Raw genomic sequence first — 16,632 nt, 5'->3', positions numbered from 1 at the left:
TGCTGGTCACGGGCCTGGTCCTCGGCCTGGTCCTGGGGTGTCGCGGGCGGCGGCCGACCCGGCCAGGAGGTCGATCACGCCCCAGGAGGCAAGCAGCGGTCGGAGTGCGTCGGTGACTTTGTCCGGTAGCAGGTCGGGAGTGACACCGTCGGCTTCGACCGCGGCGTTCGGTGGGATGAACACCGCGTCATCGAGCAGCGTCGACAGTCGTGGCCCGGTGGCGCCGTCGATCCCGACCGGCCAGCGTTTGGCGCCGTTGACGACCAGCGCGCACACCGGTGCCGCGACACCGGCCTGTACCCAGGTGTCGTGGCGGGCCAGGACCTGCTCGGCGGCGCGCAGCGACGGCCGCGTAGCGCGCACGACCAGCACCGGGCGCGGCATCGGCTCCCCGCCGCGTAGCCAGCCTCCGGCACCGGAGGTCACCGACGCTGCGGCCCGCCAGCCGCCGTTGCCCAGATCAGCGACGGTGACGTGCAGCGGTCGCGGCGGCGGGGACGGGAGCCAGTCCGGCGGCGCGGGCACCATCCCCGGTGTCACACCGGGGAGCGTGGTGTCGAGGCGGGCCAGCAGCGCACCGGTGCCGGGACGGCCCCCGCGCCAGCTGTAGCGGACCTGGACCTGGTCGGTGACCGGGCGGGTCCACGGCCCGTCCGCGCCGGCGGCCTGAGCGAGACCGGACCGGGCCGGATCGTCGGCGTCGATGAGCAGGCAGCAGCGTTTGTCCTGGTGGGCGATGTCGGTGATCGCCGCGGCGACCGTCGATGCCCCCGCGGCGGGGGACCCGGCCAGCACGGGGATGACCGCGCCGAACGGTGTCCAGTCCGCCGCCCCGACGTGGTCGGGCCACACCTGCCGGGCCCGGGCTGTCACGGCGGCGACCGTGGCGCCCATCTGCTCAGCCAGGGCGAGCGTGTCGGTAGGACTACCGGCGCGGGCGGTACGGGCCGCGGCGACGGCGGTCAAATCCACGATCATCTCCACATCCGTTGCATCCAGGCCCGCCCCGACGGCGCCGCGGCGGGCGGCGGTACCGAGCAGGTGACACAGCTGCGGGACCGACCGCGGCCGCGCAGCCGAACCGGACGCGGGCAGGCCGGGACCTTCCACGGCGCGGTCGTCGGTGCCGTCGGTGCCGTCGGTGTCGTCGGTCGAGTGGGTGGCGGCGGTCATCGGAGCCCGAGTCGCTTCGAACAGGCCGGCCACGCCGCCCAGCCCTGCACGGCCTGCACGCGTTTGGCGACCTCGATCTGCTCTTCCCGGCTGGCCTCGTGCGCTTCGCCTTCGCCGCCGAACGCCCGCCAGGTCGACGGGGAAAATTGCAGGCCGCCGGCGTAGCCGTTGCCCGTGTTGGTGCTCCAGTTCCCGCCGGACTCGCAGTGGGCTAGCTTGTCCCAGGTCGAGCCCGCCGCCGAGGTTGCGACTCCTCCGTCTGTCACCGGCGGCGGCTCGGCCCCCACCCCGGCCCTACGCGGCTGCTCACCAGCAGCGCCGCCACGAGCGGCGTGGTCATCGGTAGCGGCCACGCCGTCCTCGGCCCGCTCACCAGCAGCGGCGTCTCCGGTGGTGTCGTTCCCGGCGGCACCGGTGCCGCTGTCGGTGCTGGTCGTGCGGCTGCCCTTCACACCGGTGCCGGCACCGGTGCTGGTGCTGGGGCGGTCGAGGGCGTCGAGGAGGTCCTGGGCGACCGGGTCGACCTCGGCTGCGGCGCGGGCCTGCGCGGTCAGCTTCTCGATGCCCGCCGACACCGCTCCCGCACTCGACGACACCGCCCCACCACCTGCGGCGCCACCAGCGGCGCCGTCGCCGTCGGTGCTGCCGCCGCTGCTACCGCTGCTGCTGCTGCTGCCGTTGGTGGTGTCGGTAGTAGTGGTACGGAGCTGGTCGAGGGCGGCCAGGTCGGCGGGGTCGGCGCCCAGCGCGGCGAGCCGGTCACGATCCAGGGCGTCGAGGACGGTGACGCCGACCTGTGTGGCGTCGCCGCTGCCGTCGGCGCGGATCGCGGTGAGCAGGTCGGTGACCATGCCGATCGCCGCTCGCGCGGTCGCAACGTCCTCCGCTGACGGTGTTTGTCCTGGGCTGGTCTGCACGTCGGTGACCACACGGTTCGCCGACGAGGACGCTGGGGTCGGTGCCGCGCTGATCGGTGCGGGATCGGTCGCGACCTGGTTGTCGTCGTCCCGGCCGCTACCGGTGGTGCGCGCGCCCGTCTTCTCACCGTTGCCGGGGTTGGGGCGGGGGTCGGCGCTGGGCGTCGGTGCTGGTGTTGGTGTTGTCGTGGGCGGTGAGGCTGCTGTGGGCATCGCGGCGGTAGCGGCCGGTGCCGCTGGTTCACCGGTCGGCTTTTTCTCCGCGGGCGGTTGTCCCGGCGCCGCCGGAGGCGGGGCCGGTGGCGGGGCCGGTGGCGGGGCCGTGCGGTGCTGGTCGGTGCAGGCTGCGGGGACCGGCGGCGCCGCAGCCCGCGGCTGCTCCGCCCGGTCTGGCGGTGCCGCTGCTGTGGCTGGTGTGGTGACTGCGGAGCGGGCCTGGTCCAGTGCGCCGACCGCGGCATCGGCGCCGGCGCCGGCGGCGGTGTCGTCGACGAGATCGGCTGCGGGTGGCGGCGTCATCAGGTCGGCCGGTGTCGGGCCGCGCCCGGCCGCGGCGAGGCGCACACCGACCTCCTGGACCTGCGGATCGGCGCTGTTGAGGTGGTGGAGCTGGTCGGAGACGTCCACGGCCTGCTGCCGCCACTCGACCGACTCGGTCGCGGGCCGGAACCCGAGATCGGTGATCTGCCCGGCCAGAGCTCGGTCGGCTGGGTCGTCGGACAGGGTGAGGTGGGTGAGCAGCGTCCGGGCCTGCGCTCGTGTCGCGGTCGCTGCGGCGTGCTGACGTGCGGCCTTGCGATTATCGCAAGCTCCGGTCGCGGTCAGCCCGAGCACCGTCACCGGGCCCTGCCCCGGGTCGGTGGTGAGGGCGGTGGCGGTGTAGGCACCGGCGCCGAGTAGCGCGGTCGCGGTCAGGACCGCGACCGCGGACCGACGCACCACCACCGACGGCGGCGCCGACACCCGGGCAGGCAGACGGTCGGACAGGCGGCGGCGGGGGACGTGGTCGGCCCACGACGGCCGCGCCGCACGAGACGACCGTCGCCGACGCGGACGCGGTAGCGGGGACATGCGGGGAAAACCTCCAGGTCAGCAGGTCAGCAGGGGGCCGAGGAGCACGAGCGGGTGCGGTAGGTCAGGTGCGGCTAGGACCTGCCGGTGTTGTTGTTGATCTCGTCGGTGATCGAGGTCGACGAATCCGCATCGGTCGAGCCGGCGCTGCCGCCGGAGGTCGTGGACGAGCCCTCACCTGCGGCGAGGCCCCACTGCTTGACCCAGTCGACCTGCATCCGCCCGGACTCGCCGTCCCCGCGCGGGAACCAGTCCAGCTGCAAACAGAGGTGCATCGGGCCGGGCGGCAAGATCGAGGTGTCGGTGGTTTTCCACCATTCGCGGCCGTCGACGAACGCGGTCACACCGCCGGGTGTCCACTCGACCGCGTAGTTGTGCCACCGGGTGGCGTCGATCTGGAGTTCGCCGTGGACCTGGGAGTTGTCCGCGCCGTAGTGCAGGAACAACTCGATCTTGTCCCGGGACGGATCCATGATCTCGGCGAAGTCGATCTCCCCACCGATCGGGAAGTTCTCCTCGGTCGGCCACAACAGGGCCAGCGCGTTGTAGGAGGGGGAGCCGGTCGGGGCGCGCATCCGCACTTCCCACCGTCCGTATTTCTGGGAGTGCGCGGTCCAGGCCAGGCCGGCGGTCGTGCCGTCCCCGGTGCCGTCGATGGTGAGGACACCGCCGGCGACGGTCGCCGCAGCCGGGGAACGGACACCGTTCCCGGCATGCCCGGGGCCGTCGTAGGCGTTCCATCCCGGTCCGAGCGTGGTGCCGGTGAAGTCGTCGACGACGTCCGGGGCGCCCCAGCCGAACATCTCACCTGCGGTGTCGCCCTGGCCGGGCCCGGACGGCAGCGGGGAAGAACCGGCCGGGCCCTGTGCGTCCTGCCCGACCTGTCCGGTCTGTGCTGGATGTTCGGTGGATCCGTTTTCATGATCATCCGGGTGGTTCCCGGCCTGGTAGCAGGTGGCGGGGATGAAGCCGGTCTGGTCGGCGCCGACGCTGGTCAACGCCTCCCGCCACATCTGCGCCCGCTCGGAACGATCGCCGTCGAGTTCGGCCAGGACGTGCACCGCGGTGATGCGCCAGCTGCACTCGACTCGTGCGTCCGCCGGGACAGGCGCGGCCGGAGCGAACGCGACCGCCAGCGACGTCACCGCTCCCACCACGGCGGTGACCAGCCCGGAGCCGATCACCGCATACCGGCCTGACGGTCGGCGTGGTCGGCGCGGAAACCGTGGGAAGCCAGACCGTGGGTGCGGTGCTGGAAACCGTCGGCGACCACCGCGGCGAGTTCGAGGACCGCATCCCGCGTCGCGGGGGCCAGGGCGTCGAGGTCGATGATGTCGCCCGTGGCGAGGTGTGGGTCGGCGGGCAGTTCGACCACCGCCCGCACCCTGGAGGCGAAGTAGTCGCGGATGACGGTGTCATCGACATACCGTGACTGGCGATCACAGGACAGGACGACGACGGCGTCACGGACCAGGTCCCGATACGGAAACCGGCCCTGGTCGTCCTGGTGGGTGGCGAGCCACTGCAGCGTCCGCGCAGCCCGTGACGCGCCGTCTTTCGTCGGGGCGCCGACCACGACCAGGGAGTCGGCGTGGCGCAGCGTGCCCTGCATCGCCGAGTGCACCAGGCCGGTCCCGCAGTCGGTGAGCAGCAGCTCGTGGTAGATCGAGAGCAGCCGCAGGACGCGTTCGTAGTCGCGCTCGGAGAACATCTCCGACAACTCCGGGGCCTGCTCCGAGGTGAGCACGCGTAGACGTCCGGCGAGGTGGGTGTAGCCCGACAGCTGCGTAGAAGTACGGACCTGATCCAGATCCCGCAGCAGGTCCCGCACCGTCCGCCGCCCAGCCTGGGCCTCCCCGACCAGGCGATCCCCGAGCGTCCCCGCGTCCGGGTTCGCGTCGATCGCGATGACCCGATCCCCGCGGTACTCGGCCATCGCCAGACCCAGCACACCGGTACACGTCGTCTTCCCGACACCACCTTTGATGCTGCCGACCGCGACGGAGAACGGCCCGGACAACGGTGTCGTGACCCGCCGCACCTGGTCCTTCAACCGCAGCTCGGCCTCGGACAGGCCCGGATTCCACCGCCCAGCCGTGAGCGCGTAGACGGCGGCGCGCCAGCCGTGTGTCGGCGCCGCGAGCTTCGGGCGCACCACATCAGCGAACGCACCACCATCGGAAAACCCGGGTGCTCCAGGTGCGGAGCCATCACCGGCCTCGCCGCCGGTGTCGGTGCTCCAGAACGCCGCCGCCGGCGGTGCCGCCACCGGTTCCAGCGGCTCGACCGCCGGGCGCGCCGACCGCTCGCCCGGATCCTCAGGAACCGATGCTCCGGCCGCCGGCGTCTCGGCCGCGGGCGGCGTACCGGGAACCGCCCACGCCGCAGCATCTCCGGTCAACCACGACGGCGTCCCGCCCGACTCCGCCGCCTCCGGCGACGACGACACGTGATTACTCGACGACATCAACGACCACCGCCTGTTTCGTCAGCGGTGGGACCGGTGAGCAGACCGGGATCGACGACCAGACGGCCGTCCTCCGGAGCGCGTGTGACGGGCACCGTCATCCGCACCCAGCACGCCTCACCCGCGGCCCAGGCCGCGTCCGTCTCCGGCGGCGCGCAAGAGCGGCCGACCATCCCCGGCACCGCCGCCACCTCCCCGACCTCCGGACCATCGACATCGACAGGCACACCGCCGGTGGTGTCGACGCGGACATACGGCGTGGCGCGGACGACGACCTCGACGAACACCACCGTGTCCGACCGGCGATACAACCGGCCCGGCAACGGCGCATCCGCACGCTGACGGCCCGCGCCGGCCCAGCCCCACGTACACGCCTGCGCATCCGCGAGAACTTCGCGCAGGACCTCAGCGCGGCGCCACGGCACGTCCTCGTCGAACGACTGGAAATCGCAGGCGAAGCGGGCAGCGAACGCCGACGCCTCCACATCCGACACGGGCTCCACCGAACGCACCGCACGGGCGAACGACGGCTCCGCCGGGACACGGTCGAGAGGCCGCCGCCGCGGCGGCGCCGCCGCTGGGAACGCTTCGTCGAACCTGACCTGCGGCGACGCTAACTCAACATGGTCACCAGGATCGGGCGCAGCAGAGCAGTAGTGCCGGTCAGCCCCTCCACGCTGCGCTGCTGGACGGTCCGGTCGTGGGCGCCGCGAGGTAATGACGTGCACGGATGCGGTCCCAAGCTCATCCCGAGGTTCTGCGCTGTCGGCCGCCGTGTCCCTGGGACCGAGTCCTGGCGCTACCAGCCACGGAGAGACGCACTCGGCGGGACCGGGGCTGCTGCGTCGTGACATCAGACCGGCCGATCGCAGCCGGAGACAGACGGGAAACCGAGTACTGCACCGACTGGGGCCGGCAGCGACAAGGTGCGGCTGTCGCCGCTGTCGCTGGGGCTGGGCGGTGGCGGTGACGGTGGCGGAAGCCGACGTGCCATGCTCACTCTCGGTGCGCGAGTGGCGGACGCAGCGCATACTTCGCCGCTAGCGTTCCGTCATCGCCCAGCCACTGTCGCTGCATGCCCCGCCTCCACTCAGTATTCGATATACCGAACTATATGCTACTGTGGAAACACGATAGCATCAGCACTTCACCCTGTCGAACGACTGGGTGGTTGGGCGAGGGAAAGGTTGCGGGGATGGCCAGGAAGAAGCAGGAGCCGATCGAGCCGCCGACGGCGGGATCGAGCTTCGCGGAGAAGCTGCGCTACCTCCAGGCGAAGACGATCCAGCCGGACGGGTCGGCCTGGTCTGCGCAGGCGGCGGTGAACGCCATCACAGCCACTGGCGCTGCGATGTCTCCCGCATACTTCTCCGAGATGCGCTCAGGGGCCACCGCGAATCCGTCGGCGAAGGTGATCCAATCGCTGGCCGACCTGTTCGGCGTGAGCCCGGCGTTCTTCTTCAACGATGCAGCCGCTGTCGAGCAGGAAACAGCCCAGATCGAGTTGGAAGTCGCGTTACGGGAAGCGCATATCGAGCATGTGGCCGCGAAAGCCTCACAGCTCAGCCCGGCCCAGCAGGCGGCTTTTAATCGTGCGTTGACGCAGGTGGTTCTTGGCGGTGACACAGCTTCACGCCCGGCTGCCGCTCCTGAGTAGCCCTCAGTCTAGGACGTTCATTCACCTTTAGTCGGGGGAAGAGATCGAGAGGAACCCTCGTGCTCGGTAGATATCGACTGCTCCCCCAGTGGAAAAGGAAGAATTTGTCGAAAATGGCTGGGGGGGGGGCGTGACTCACGACGGCGCCACTGGGATCGAGCAGCGGACCAGCGAGCCGCTGGATGCCAGCCTCTTTCGACTGCTCGCCGAGACTGGCATGAGGATTCCGTTTTGCATGGATGCGCTGCAGGAACGAATGGCTGAGGTACTTGGGGTTCCCATCGTGACACAGCGGATTCCGGTGGCGACTTCGTCGGGGACCGGAGCCGTTATCTATGATTCGACGGAGAAAAGCTACAAGATCATGGTCCAGGGTGCCACTATCTGTCGCCACCAGGACTACATCCTTGGCCACGAACTCGTCCACATATGGCGGGATCACCTGAATGATCCCGCCACGGAAAAAACCCGGTTCATCTGCAGTCGGACCAGGATCGCTCTGCCATCACACTCCAGTCCGGCTGAGCAAGCGAAAATTGCTCGGCTGAACGAGATGGAGACCGAGGCCGACGCAGGCGGTCTCATTCTCAGTTCGTGGACCAAACGGAGCCGTCCCAGCTATCTCCAGGTCAGTGACGATCCCGTTCTCGCGGACCTCACCTACACCCTGATGGGGTCCCGATGGAAATAGCTCGACTCATCCAAATTTTCCTTATCATCGTTCTGGTCGTCACGGCTTCTATCAAGACCTACGACTACTATCGGCCAGGCCCGGATATCCCCCGAGTGATCCGGAAGCAGGCCGCATGGCTCGGCATCAGCGTCTGGTTCGTGGCAGTAGGCAATATCCTCAGCTTCCCACAGGTGAGTGCCGCCATCGACAGCGTCTCCTGGGTGGGCGCTGGAAAGATCGTCTTCAACGGGCTGATCACATTCGGTCTGGGATTACTGGCCGCTTATTTCTCTAGTTTGCGCTACCGGAATGATCGACTCATTCGCTTGGTCCCCCGCGCAGCGGCGGTCGTTGTCGCAACGATGCTGCTGTTACAGCTCATTACCCCGGTCGAGCTGCGGTCGCACACCATCATGAACCCGGGTAACGGGTACCCGACAATAGTCCTCTCCTACTTCATCGGTGGAGCCTGGTTCATCTGGACGACCGCGAGCATTGCCAGTTTCGCGTTCGCGCTCGCTCGTAAATCCACCAAAGCTCTCGCTGGGGCGTGTTCACTCCTGGGGCTGGGTTGCACGCTCTTTGCGCTAGCATCGGTTTCGCGGCTCGTTGTCATCACGCACAATTCGCTTCAGCCGCCTGACGCCGCTATCTCTGCGATCAATACCGCCAACTTCATCGCGAGCAGCGTCGGGCAGCTCTGCGCGGCCCTGGCGATCATCGTGTTCGGGATTCTCCGACTCATTGACTACCGGCAGAGGCGCTGGGCGATCAGCCATAGCGACACCCTGCGCAACCGTCTTGTCGACACCATCCCCGGCGTTGAGATCGACATATCAGACAACGGCGATATCGCTAAACTGTTCGACCAGGCCGACAGCCCAGAGGGCCAGTTCAGAGTCTCATGCGACTACGAGAAACGACTATTTGAAGTCATCGAGGGACTTCTCCGGATAAGTGGCGTCCTGAACCAGTTCCTCGAAACGTACGGTCCGACGCCCGCGCCCCGCGAGTTCGCGGCAGTCGTGTACTACGCCACCAGCTTCACGCCGCCACTCAGCTCGCAAGACGCGGCGGCGCCGAGTCCTGCGCTACTTGATCTACTCTACGGCCACAATGATAGCGAGACTGCCGCCGCCGACGCCGTCTACTTCCTCGTCCAGGTATCGCAAGAATTGAAAAAGATGACCTTTGGAGACTAGCTGGCCCGCTGGCGCGACCCGCGACCCTCAACAACAACATGGCTAGAAAAAATCAGGATGCGCCCGATGAAACTTTCGACTGAAGACCGGATCACCGTGACCGCCTACATCGATCCGGTGTGCCCGTATGCGTGGGTCACGTCCCAGTGGCTACGAGACGTCGCCCGCGCCCGCCCTCTCGACCTGGACTTCCGGACGATGTCCCTTGCGATCCTCAATCAGGACCCGGCCGATCCGCTGGAGCTGACGCGGGGTTATGAGAGTGCGTGGCGCCCGGTCCGGGTCGCGGAAGCGATCGCCGCGACCCGCGGGCCCGAGCACCGTCACCGTTACTTCTACGAGTTCGGTCACCGCTATCACGACCTGCGGGAACGTCCCCGCGACACCGTCCTACGCGACACACTCGCCGCCCTCGACGCCATGACCCTCTACGGCGCCGCGGACGACCAGGTCTGGGACGAAGCGGTGATCGCCAGCCACCACGCCGCCCTCGACGGGGTCGGCGACGACGTCGGCACCCCGATCGTGCGGATCGGCGGGACGGGGATCTTCGGACCGGTTCTCACCACCGTCCCCGACACTGCACGTGGCGCGGCGATCTTCGATGCGGTCGCGACGTTGATCGCGCACCCGGAGTTCACCGAACTCAAGCGCACCCGAACGACGAGTAGCGATGAGTGACCTCGCGAAGGTGCTCGCGGCGCGGGCCCCGGACCTTCCGGATATCCCGTTGTTCGGTTCGGTGACGGTGGGTCAGGTGTTCGTGGCGGTCGCGGCGGTCGTGGTGCCCGCCACGGTGGTCGGGCATGTGCTGGTGTTGTGGGCGTGGGCCCGCGGCTGGGAACCGCGCCGGCTGCGCAACCTCGCCCTGGTCGTCGTGGCCGCTGCGGCGCTGGCCGGGCCGATCGTCGGCATGCTGCCCTGGTGGGGCCTGGAGCTGACGGCCTCGGCGGTGCGTCAGGCATGGGACGGGCACTACCTGCCCGCTGGGATCGACTCCGCCGCGGCGACCGCCCCTCTGGTGGCGATCACGTCCTGGGTGTGGTGGCACTTCTACACCAAGCGGATGCGGTCCGGTGTCGCCCAGGCCGCCGGGGAACGTCACGTCCGCCGCCAGCTACACATCCGCGCCGGTGCGGCGGCCCGCCGCGCCCGCCGCGAGCGCATCCCGCTGGCCCACACCGACCGCACCGGCACACGCTCGGTTGTCCTCGGCCCCTGTTATGACACTGTCCGCGCTCAACCGGACCTGCTCACTGACACTCTGCGGCGGCGCGCCGCGCCGTGGTTACAGGTCCCGATGCCCGCGATCGCCCTTCACGCCGTCTGCCTGGCCGAGACCGGCGCCGGGAAGACCACGATGCTGGTGCGCTGCTCAGCCAGCTGGGCCGAAATCACCTGGACCGCCTACAACCAGCAACAGCACGGCGCTGCGGGATCACGGCCGTTGGTGATCTTCCTGGCGGCGAAAGGCGGCCCCGACGCCGACACCGACGCCCACGAATGGGCCGACGCCCTGGAAGAGCTGGGACTGTCGCCAGACCGGATCGGGGTGTTCCCGTTCGAGACGCGGCTGAACATGTGGCGCATGCCCGCCACCCAGCTCCGCGCCGCCCTGCACAAACTCGCGAAAACCGATCACCGCTTCTACGACGTCCTCCAACGCGGCCTGCTCCACCTGATCATCGACGCACCGACCGAGAAACCACCCGCATCCTCGGCGGAGTTCCTCCAACGCCTCGACCCGGCCTGGCTGGCTGCGGCGTGGGCGGGGCATCCGGTCGAGGAACGCGCCATCGCCGCGTTGACCAAGACCACCGGCGTCGGAGCGGGCGCCTCATCGCTGGACTCCGACCTGTTGCTGTTCGCGGATTTGTTCCGCAGCATCGGCGGCGACTTCGACGCCGGCCAGCCCTTGTCGGACTTCGACGCCCTCTACGTCTCCGTGCCCGGCGCCACCGACCAGGTCGTCGCCGCCACGAAGACCGCCGTCCTCATCGAACTCTTGACTTACGAACTCGGTGTCGCCCACCACGGGCAACGCCGTCAGGTGTTGTTCGTCATCGACGAGTTCTCCGCGGTCTCCGGTGACACCGCCGGCGACGTCATCAACCTCGTCGAACGCCTGCGGTCGCTGGGCGGCTCGGTGATCGTGTCCGCCCAGTCCTATGAAGGCCTCGCCGACACCGAAGACCAACGCCGCCGGCTGCTGGGCGCGATGGGCGGCGGCGCCCTACTCGGCCGCACCAGCAACGCCGAAGCGTTGGCCGAGCGGTTCGGGACGCGGCTGGTCGACGAAGTCGGCTACCAACTCGACGGTGGCCGTATGACCGGTGTCGGCACGATACGGCGCCAGCACACCTACCTGCTCGATCCGAACCGGCTCCGCCAACTCCCCCGCCACCACCTCGCCTACGCCACACCCGACCAGGTCATCTACGGCGTCGTCGCCCCACTCACCGCCGCGCCCGCGATCGTCGGCTCGCCACGGCGGACCGCACCCACCGACGGTCCGGCCCTGTCCCGGCGCCGACTCACCGCAGGCCAGGCCGCCGCGATCAACCGGCGCCTCCGCCGACCCGGCACCACGACCGGTAACGGCGCCCGGGCCACCGGCGGCGGAGATGGCCAGGCCCCGGACTGGACCGGGGACGACTGGACACACGACACCAGCAACGAGGACCCACGATGAGCCCGAGCCCGAGTGTCCATCCTGAACAGGCGCGGGCCGCCGCAGCGGCGCTGCTCGGTGTCCCCGCCGGCGCCTCACCTGAGCTGCTACGGACCGCGTGGCGGGCCGCCGCCCGCCACCACCACCCCGACCGGGGCGGCGACCCGGAACGGTTCATCGCCCTGACCAGCGCCTACGAACTACTCACCACACCACCAGCGCCACCGCGAGCAACTCCACACACGACGACACCGGCGGGCCCGGCGGGGCCGGCGGGGCCGGCGGGGCCGCGCGCGTCGGCGCCGGCCATCGGTGGACTTCTGTTCCTACGGGCTTTCGGGCTGCTCACTGCCGTCGGTGTCCTCACCGCTGGTCTCGCCCTGGTCGCCGCGCCGGTCGTGGCCGCGATGGTCGCGGTGCTGGGCGCGGTAGCGGCCGCCCACCATGTCTACCTGGCCGCCGCCCACGCTGAATCCCGCTCGCCGGTAAGCGGTCCCTGACCGTGGGGCGGGCGCCGTCCAGACCGCGCTTACTCCGACCGCGAAACAGGAACTCCGGCGCCCGCCACCAGCGACGATAGCCTCAACCGGTCGTCGTGTGTGTCCGACGAGGTCACCGGATGCCCGACGACGGACCGACACCACGCCCGTCTCGACGGCTGCTCTTCCTCGATACAAGGCCGCCCGAGCGGTGCTCAGGCCGCGGGCGCCGTAGCCGTAGCGGGCTGGAGCCGGGCCCGGACCTGCCCGTCAACGGCGTTGTCGCCGGAGACGAGGACCTCGAGGCTGCTGGTTCATCCGGTCTGTTCGTGGTCGGGGCAGGTCGGGTCACGCCCACCGGCCTCATCGTCCTCACCGCGCCGACCGCCGCGGCGCCGGCTCCCAACACGGAACCTCGGTGATGTCCCGGATCGCCCACTTCAGCTGCGGCGCCAACGCCTCCGGGGACCGCGCCCGCGCCCGCCGCGCCCGGTCCCGCTCCAGGAACTCCCCCGCAACATCCTGAACCTGCCCCAACACATTCGGCGCGCACCAATACATCACACCGACACACTCCAACTCCCGGGCCCGGGCCACCACCGTCGACAACAAACCCTTCACCATATCCGCCTCCCCATTCTTCGGCGGCGACTCAAGATAGCGTGACCGTGTTTTCCGCGACAACTCCACCTCCACCAGAGCGCGGCGCCCATCCGGGAAAACCTCAACCCCATCCGGCATATGCGGCACCGGCACACCACGCGGACGCCACCCCGTTAAATGCTGCAACGTCCGCTCCGACACCCACCGCCCCACATCTAAACCCACCCGATGAAACCGCACCGCCGCCACCGCACGCACATGCCCCGACACCGTCTGCCGCGGCCGCCACCCCGGCACATCCCACCCCAACAACTCCCGCACCAACGTCCGCGACGGCCACACCCACATCGCCCCCGCATCCACCTTCCCCGTACACACCCACCCCGCACGCTTCCAACGACCCACCACCGCATGCGCCGCCTGCGCCGACACCCCCAACACACTCGACAACAAATCCAGAGGCAACCCATACTGATGCGCAGCAATCTCCAACAAACCCGTATCCCGCGCCGTCAACACCACCGACCCCGCATCCCGACGCCGCGCACGCACCCGCTCACCGACTTCACCCAACACCACAACCACCCTTTCCTGCTACCCATCCAAAATATTCCGCCAACAACATCGCACACCACCGAGGCGTCAGCGAGGCGAACAACCCCACCCGCCGCAAAAGATCACCACCCAACCCGACCACCCCGATAAACCGAGGATTTGACTACGCCGATGCGCAGCGAGGCGAACAACCCACCTACGAACAGATACGCCCAACCCAACCCGACCACCACCTCCCCCACAGTCTGTTGACTTTGACCTTGACCTTGCTTTTTTAAAGGCATTGAACTTCGTACTAGAACACTGGGGTCACTCCGTGACCCGGTCGGGCTGGGGGGCCGGGGCCCGACACCACCCCGGCCGTCAGCGAAGCAGGCTGGGGGTGGTGTCGGGCCCCGGCCCCCCAGCCCGACACACTAGACCAGCAGGCCACACGCCCAAACTGACCACGACCAGCAGCAGAAAACCCTCAACGCCGCTTCTCAGGAGCTTCCAGCCGCTTCAAAGCCGTATCAAAGCCCATCAGCGATCCGACACACCCGCACCGCCGCCACGGCCGGGCCGCCTGCCAACCCGTCAACACTCCCGGAGGGCAGGCACCAAGAACGCCGAAAAACGACCATGCCCCGGCGCGAAACCAAACGCCGACCGTCAAGAAAAGACACTGTTTCAGCACGAACACTGTTTCAGCACCGAGAAAAGACGCCGCCAATCCGCTTCCCGTCCTCACCCACCTTAGGGCAGGCCGCGGCCCGGATCGACTCGCCGACCGCCCGACCGATAGCACTTCATAACGAGCGCCACCGCGAAACCCGAATCACCGACAGAACAAACAATCAACCCCCACAGGAAATGCGGCACCCAACCCCGGACCGCAGCCCTCTCCCCGGCTCACCACCGCACACAGAAACAACTCACCAATACCGCATTAAAACCCCGACACTGAACGGCAACTCCACACCATGATCGGTCAGCAGCCGCTCCATATCAGCGCGCGTGAGCGACTCACCGTCCTTCAACGCATAGAACGCCATCTTCTCGACATCAGCCATGAACGCCGGATGCGCGGCACACCAATCCTTGACCTTCAGCTTCACCGCGGCCCGCTGCTTCTTTTTCTTCGGCGAAACCGACGTGTAGCCATGCGCTCGATGCGCGTTCTGCGCCGACCTATAGCCGTAACCCTGCGCGTCATCGATAACCTCGCCAGTAGCGACATCGACAACGACATACCGCAAATCCCGGCCACGCGACAACGCGGTACTGATAACCACCTTCACGCCGCGACTAACGCCATTCTCGGGGCTCACCCGACCTCCCGCACACAACCCGGGCAGACCCGCCCAGGACAAATGTCGTCACCGCACACCTCACACTCGACGAGCGTCATCGACACTGCCCTCCAGGTCAACATCCCCATCGTTCAAACGGCAGTCCCCCGCCGCCGGGTTCTCCTCGCGCCGAGAAAGGTCGACAACCTGGTAACGACCCCGCACCACACGAATAATCCGGCCATAGCCGATCAGCGCATCCAGCGCGTCATGCACCGCAGCTTTCGACGCGGTCACAGCATCGACCAGCGCCCCGGTCGTCGCCGTCCCGCCCGCGACCAAGGCCAAGACCTCAGCCTGCACCGGGGACAACACCACCGCCGACGCCGCCAGTTCCACCGCAGCGGCAGACTCCCCGTCGGCGCTGGCGCGGCTAGCGCGGCTGGCGCGGCTGCCCCAAGGTGCTCGCCGGGCCCCCCGACCGGCCGCGACGACGACGGCGGCCCCACCGGCGGCTCCACCAGCGACACTGTCGTCGTCGCCGAGAGTGTGGGTGCCGCCCAGGCCACCGACCTGCCACCGCCCGCCCACGGGCGGCCCGAGCACCGCGGTGACCGCAGCCTCGTCGAGCGGATGCAACGCCGGCTGGGCGAAGTAGCGGTCGAACGCCGCCGACGCGGTCAACGCCGGCGCCGTCAGGCCCTTGCTGACCATCCGGGCCGCGTCCGCATCGCTGGGCAGCCAGTCCCAGCGCACCGGCGCATCCAGATGGGCGTGCACCGCCATCCCCGGCACCGGACGCCGCGGCCGCCCATCATTGAGCGGCAACTCCGCCGGATCGAACAACAGGCCGGGCACCAGATCCGAAGATGATTTCGAGTTCGTGCGGAACGCGACCACCTGCGAGGCGAACGCCGACCGCGCATGATCACCGCCCCACGCGGCCTGGCCTTGGGACTGGTTCAGCCCGACCAGCCAAATCCCCAGCGCCCGCACGGTGTTGACCGTCTCGGTCCACAACGCGGCGACCTTCGGATCGTGCGCGACAAACGAGTACTCGTCATGAAGGAACATCCACCCAGGCACCTGCTCGCTGGGGAAGATCAGGTCGGAGCCGGCCTCGGCGGCGATCTGTGCCCGCGCGGCCAGGATCGCAGTCACCAGCCGCGGCAGCGCCAGCACGTTCTGCTTCCCGATGACCGCGACCCGCGCCCGGCTGGCCAGGGCGGTCGAGGAATTCCCTTTCGGATCGGCATACAGCAGGTTCAACACACCGGTCGACAACGCTGCGGTGGTCAGGATGTTCGTCGCCCCGGACTTCCCACCCCCAGTCGACCCGACAACCGCCGTCGGCACCGTCCCACCGTCATCCCACATCAGCACATCCACCTCGCCCGAGCCGTCGATCGACCGGCCCACACCGCGGATGGTCCCGTCATCGACGCGAGGCGCGGTGAACAACCGGGTGTCGGCGACCGGATCGGTGTGAATGATCGTCAACCGCGCCCTGTTCGCGCCCTGCCCGCGGCGGCCCGGGGCGAACAGGACCCGGTCGGCGTCGACACCGAGCCCACCGGCCAGCCGCACTCGATGGGTGACCAGGTCCTCCACGGTGTGCGCGCCCGGCCGCAGCACCACATCGAACGTGGTCGTGTGCGCGTCGTCGGCGCGGCCGGTCAACCGCGAACCGGGAACCTTCCCGTCCTTCGAACCGTTGGTCTCCGCCCACGCCCGGCACAACGGATCGAGTTCGGGGTCCCGCGGCGCCGACGGCGGCACCACCGGCGCCGACACGCCGCGACCCGCGGCCCCGAGCGGATGCGCCCGCCACCACCGCGCCCCCACCGCCGTCGTCCCGAGCACCGCGGCAGCACCCAGCAACGGCGACGGCCC

General features: G+C 69.0%; 16 protein-coding genes. 7 read left to right on the top strand and 9 right to left on the bottom strand.

What is annotated here, in order from left to right:
- Positions 1–6: 6 nt before the first annotated feature.
- The 4 genes from KPL57_RS60235 to KPL57_RS60220 all read right to left on the bottom strand — a co-directional run bounded on the left by KPL57_RS60235 (position 7) and on the right by KPL57_RS60220 (position 5,316).
- On the bottom strand, positions 7–1,173 hold the full coding sequence (locus KPL57_RS60235) for a hypothetical protein (protein WP_226358887.1): 1,167 nt from the start codon (positions 1,171–1,173) through the stop codon (positions 7–9).
- Positions 1,170–3,161 carry a transglycosylase family protein gene (locus KPL57_RS73350; protein WP_374203957.1) on the bottom strand — a complete coding sequence of 664 codons (1,992 nt, stop codon included), beginning with the start codon at positions 3,159–3,161 and terminating at the stop codon, positions 1,170–1,172. The genes KPL57_RS60235 and KPL57_RS73350 overlap by 4 nt, the downstream gene beginning before the upstream one ends.
- A gap of 74 nt (positions 3,162–3,235) precedes the next feature.
- On the bottom strand, positions 3,236–4,345 hold the full coding sequence (locus tag KPL57_RS60225) for a glycoside hydrolase family 16 protein (RefSeq protein ID WP_226358886.1): 1,110 nt from the start codon (positions 4,343–4,345) through the stop codon (positions 3,236–3,238).
- Positions 4,342–5,316 carry a MinD/ParA family protein gene (locus tag KPL57_RS60220; RefSeq protein WP_226358885.1) on the bottom strand — a complete coding sequence of 325 codons (975 nt, stop codon included), beginning with the start codon at positions 5,314–5,316 and terminating at the stop codon, positions 4,342–4,344. Before KPL57_RS60220 ends, KPL57_RS60225 begins: the two co-directional genes overlap by 4 nt.
- 73 nt (positions 5,317–5,389) lie before the next feature.
- Between KPL57_RS60220 and KPL57_RS71200 the strand changes: the two genes are divergently transcribed.
- Positions 5,390–5,614 (top strand): hypothetical protein, encoded by a 225-nt coding sequence (locus KPL57_RS71200; RefSeq protein ID WP_226358884.1) that lies wholly within the window; start codon positions 5,390–5,392, stop codon positions 5,612–5,614.
- Positions 5,615–5,627: 13 nt separating this feature from the next.
- On the opposite strand, the gene KPL57_RS60210 is transcribed toward KPL57_RS71200, so the two are convergent.
- Positions 5,628–6,131, bottom strand: coding sequence for a hypothetical protein (locus KPL57_RS60210; protein WP_226358731.1), 504 nt, complete (start codon positions 6,129–6,131; stop codon positions 5,628–5,630).
- A 692-nt stretch (positions 6,132–6,823) separates the two neighbouring features.
- Between KPL57_RS60210 and KPL57_RS60205 the strand changes: the two genes are divergently transcribed.
- From KPL57_RS60205 to KPL57_RS60180, 6 genes are all read left to right on the top strand, one after another.
- Positions 6,824–7,285, top strand: coding sequence for a hypothetical protein (locus tag KPL57_RS60205; RefSeq protein WP_226358730.1), 462 nt, complete (start codon positions 6,824–6,826; stop codon positions 7,283–7,285).
- 88 nt (positions 7,286–7,373) lie between these two features.
- Entirely contained in the window at positions 7,374–7,976 is a 603-nt protein-coding gene (locus KPL57_RS60200) for a hypothetical protein (protein WP_226358729.1), read from the top strand.
- Positions 7,967–9,160, top strand: a complete 1,194-nt coding sequence (locus KPL57_RS60195; protein WP_226358728.1) for a hypothetical protein — start codon at positions 7,967–7,969, stop codon at positions 9,158–9,160. The genes KPL57_RS60200 and KPL57_RS60195 overlap by 10 nt, the downstream gene beginning before the upstream one ends.
- Before the next feature lie 66 nt (positions 9,161–9,226).
- Entirely contained in the window at positions 9,227–9,841 is a 615-nt protein-coding gene (locus tag KPL57_RS60190) for a disulfide bond formation protein DsbA (RefSeq protein ID WP_226358727.1), read from the top strand.
- A complete protein-coding gene (locus tag KPL57_RS60185) occupies positions 9,834–11,852 on the top strand; it encodes a TraM recognition domain-containing protein (protein ID WP_226358883.1) in 2,019 nt (672 codons plus the stop codon). The genes KPL57_RS60190 and KPL57_RS60185 overlap by 8 nt, the downstream gene beginning before the upstream one ends.
- A complete protein-coding gene (locus KPL57_RS60180) occupies positions 11,849–12,331 on the top strand; it encodes a J domain-containing protein (protein WP_226358724.1) in 483 nt (160 codons plus the stop codon). Before KPL57_RS60185 ends, KPL57_RS60180 begins: the two co-directional genes overlap by 4 nt.
- Positions 12,332–12,682: 351 nt before the next feature.
- Here the strand turns inward: KPL57_RS60180 and KPL57_RS60175 are convergent, their stop codons facing one another.
- From KPL57_RS60175 to KPL57_RS60160, 4 genes are all read right to left on the bottom strand, one after another.
- A complete protein-coding gene (locus tag KPL57_RS60175; protein WP_226358723.1) occupies positions 12,683–13,489 on the bottom strand; it encodes a hypothetical protein in 807 nt (268 codons plus the stop codon).
- 893 nt (positions 13,490–14,382) lie between these two features.
- Positions 14,383–14,778: a hypothetical protein gene (locus KPL57_RS60170; RefSeq protein ID WP_226358722.1), complete on the bottom strand. Its 396-nt coding sequence runs from the start codon at positions 14,776–14,778 to the stop codon at positions 14,383–14,385.
- Complete coding sequence (locus KPL57_RS73345) at positions 14,775–14,858, bottom strand: hypothetical protein (protein WP_374203951.1); 84 nt, start codon at positions 14,856–14,858, stop codon at positions 14,775–14,777. Before KPL57_RS73345 ends, KPL57_RS60170 begins: the two co-directional genes overlap by 4 nt.
- The coding region (locus tag KPL57_RS60160) for a hypothetical protein (protein WP_226358882.1) at positions 14,839–16,632 on the bottom strand (1,794 nt) is incomplete at its 5' end. The genes KPL57_RS73345 and KPL57_RS60160, both read right to left, overlap by 20 nt.

It is taken from the genome of Pseudonocardia sp. ICBG601 (genome assembly GCF_020496245.1).
This window is presented reverse-complemented; position numbering and strand designations above follow the sequence as displayed.

Bases quoted from the DNA above. Each gene is read 5' to 3' on its own strand.
- KPL57_RS60190 (WP_226358727.1), top strand. From the start codon at position 9,227: ATGAAACTTTCGACTGAAGACCGGATCACCGTGACCGCCTACATCGAT.
- KPL57_RS73350 (WP_374203957.1), bottom strand. From the start codon at position 3,161: ATGTCCCCGCTACCGCGTCCGCGTCGGCGACGGTCGTCTCGTGCGGCG.
- KPL57_RS73345 (WP_374203951.1), bottom strand. From the start codon at position 14,858: ATGACGCTCGTCGAGTGTGAGGTGTGCGGTGACGACATTTGTCCTGGG.
- KPL57_RS60235 (WP_226358887.1), bottom strand. From the start codon at position 1,173: ATGACCGCCGCCACCCACTCGACCGACGACACCGACGGCACCGACGGC.
- KPL57_RS60185 (WP_226358883.1), top strand. From the start codon at position 9,834: ATGAGTGACCTCGCGAAGGTGCTCGCGGCGCGGGCCCCGGACCTTCCG.
- KPL57_RS60205 (WP_226358730.1), top strand. From the start codon at position 6,824: ATGGCCAGGAAGAAGCAGGAGCCGATCGAGCCGCCGACGGCGGGATCG.
- KPL57_RS60180 (WP_226358724.1), top strand. From the start codon at position 11,849: ATGAGCCCGAGCCCGAGTGTCCATCCTGAACAGGCGCGGGCCGCCGCA.
- KPL57_RS60195 (WP_226358728.1), top strand. From the start codon at position 7,967: ATGGAAATAGCTCGACTCATCCAAATTTTCCTTATCATCGTTCTGGTC.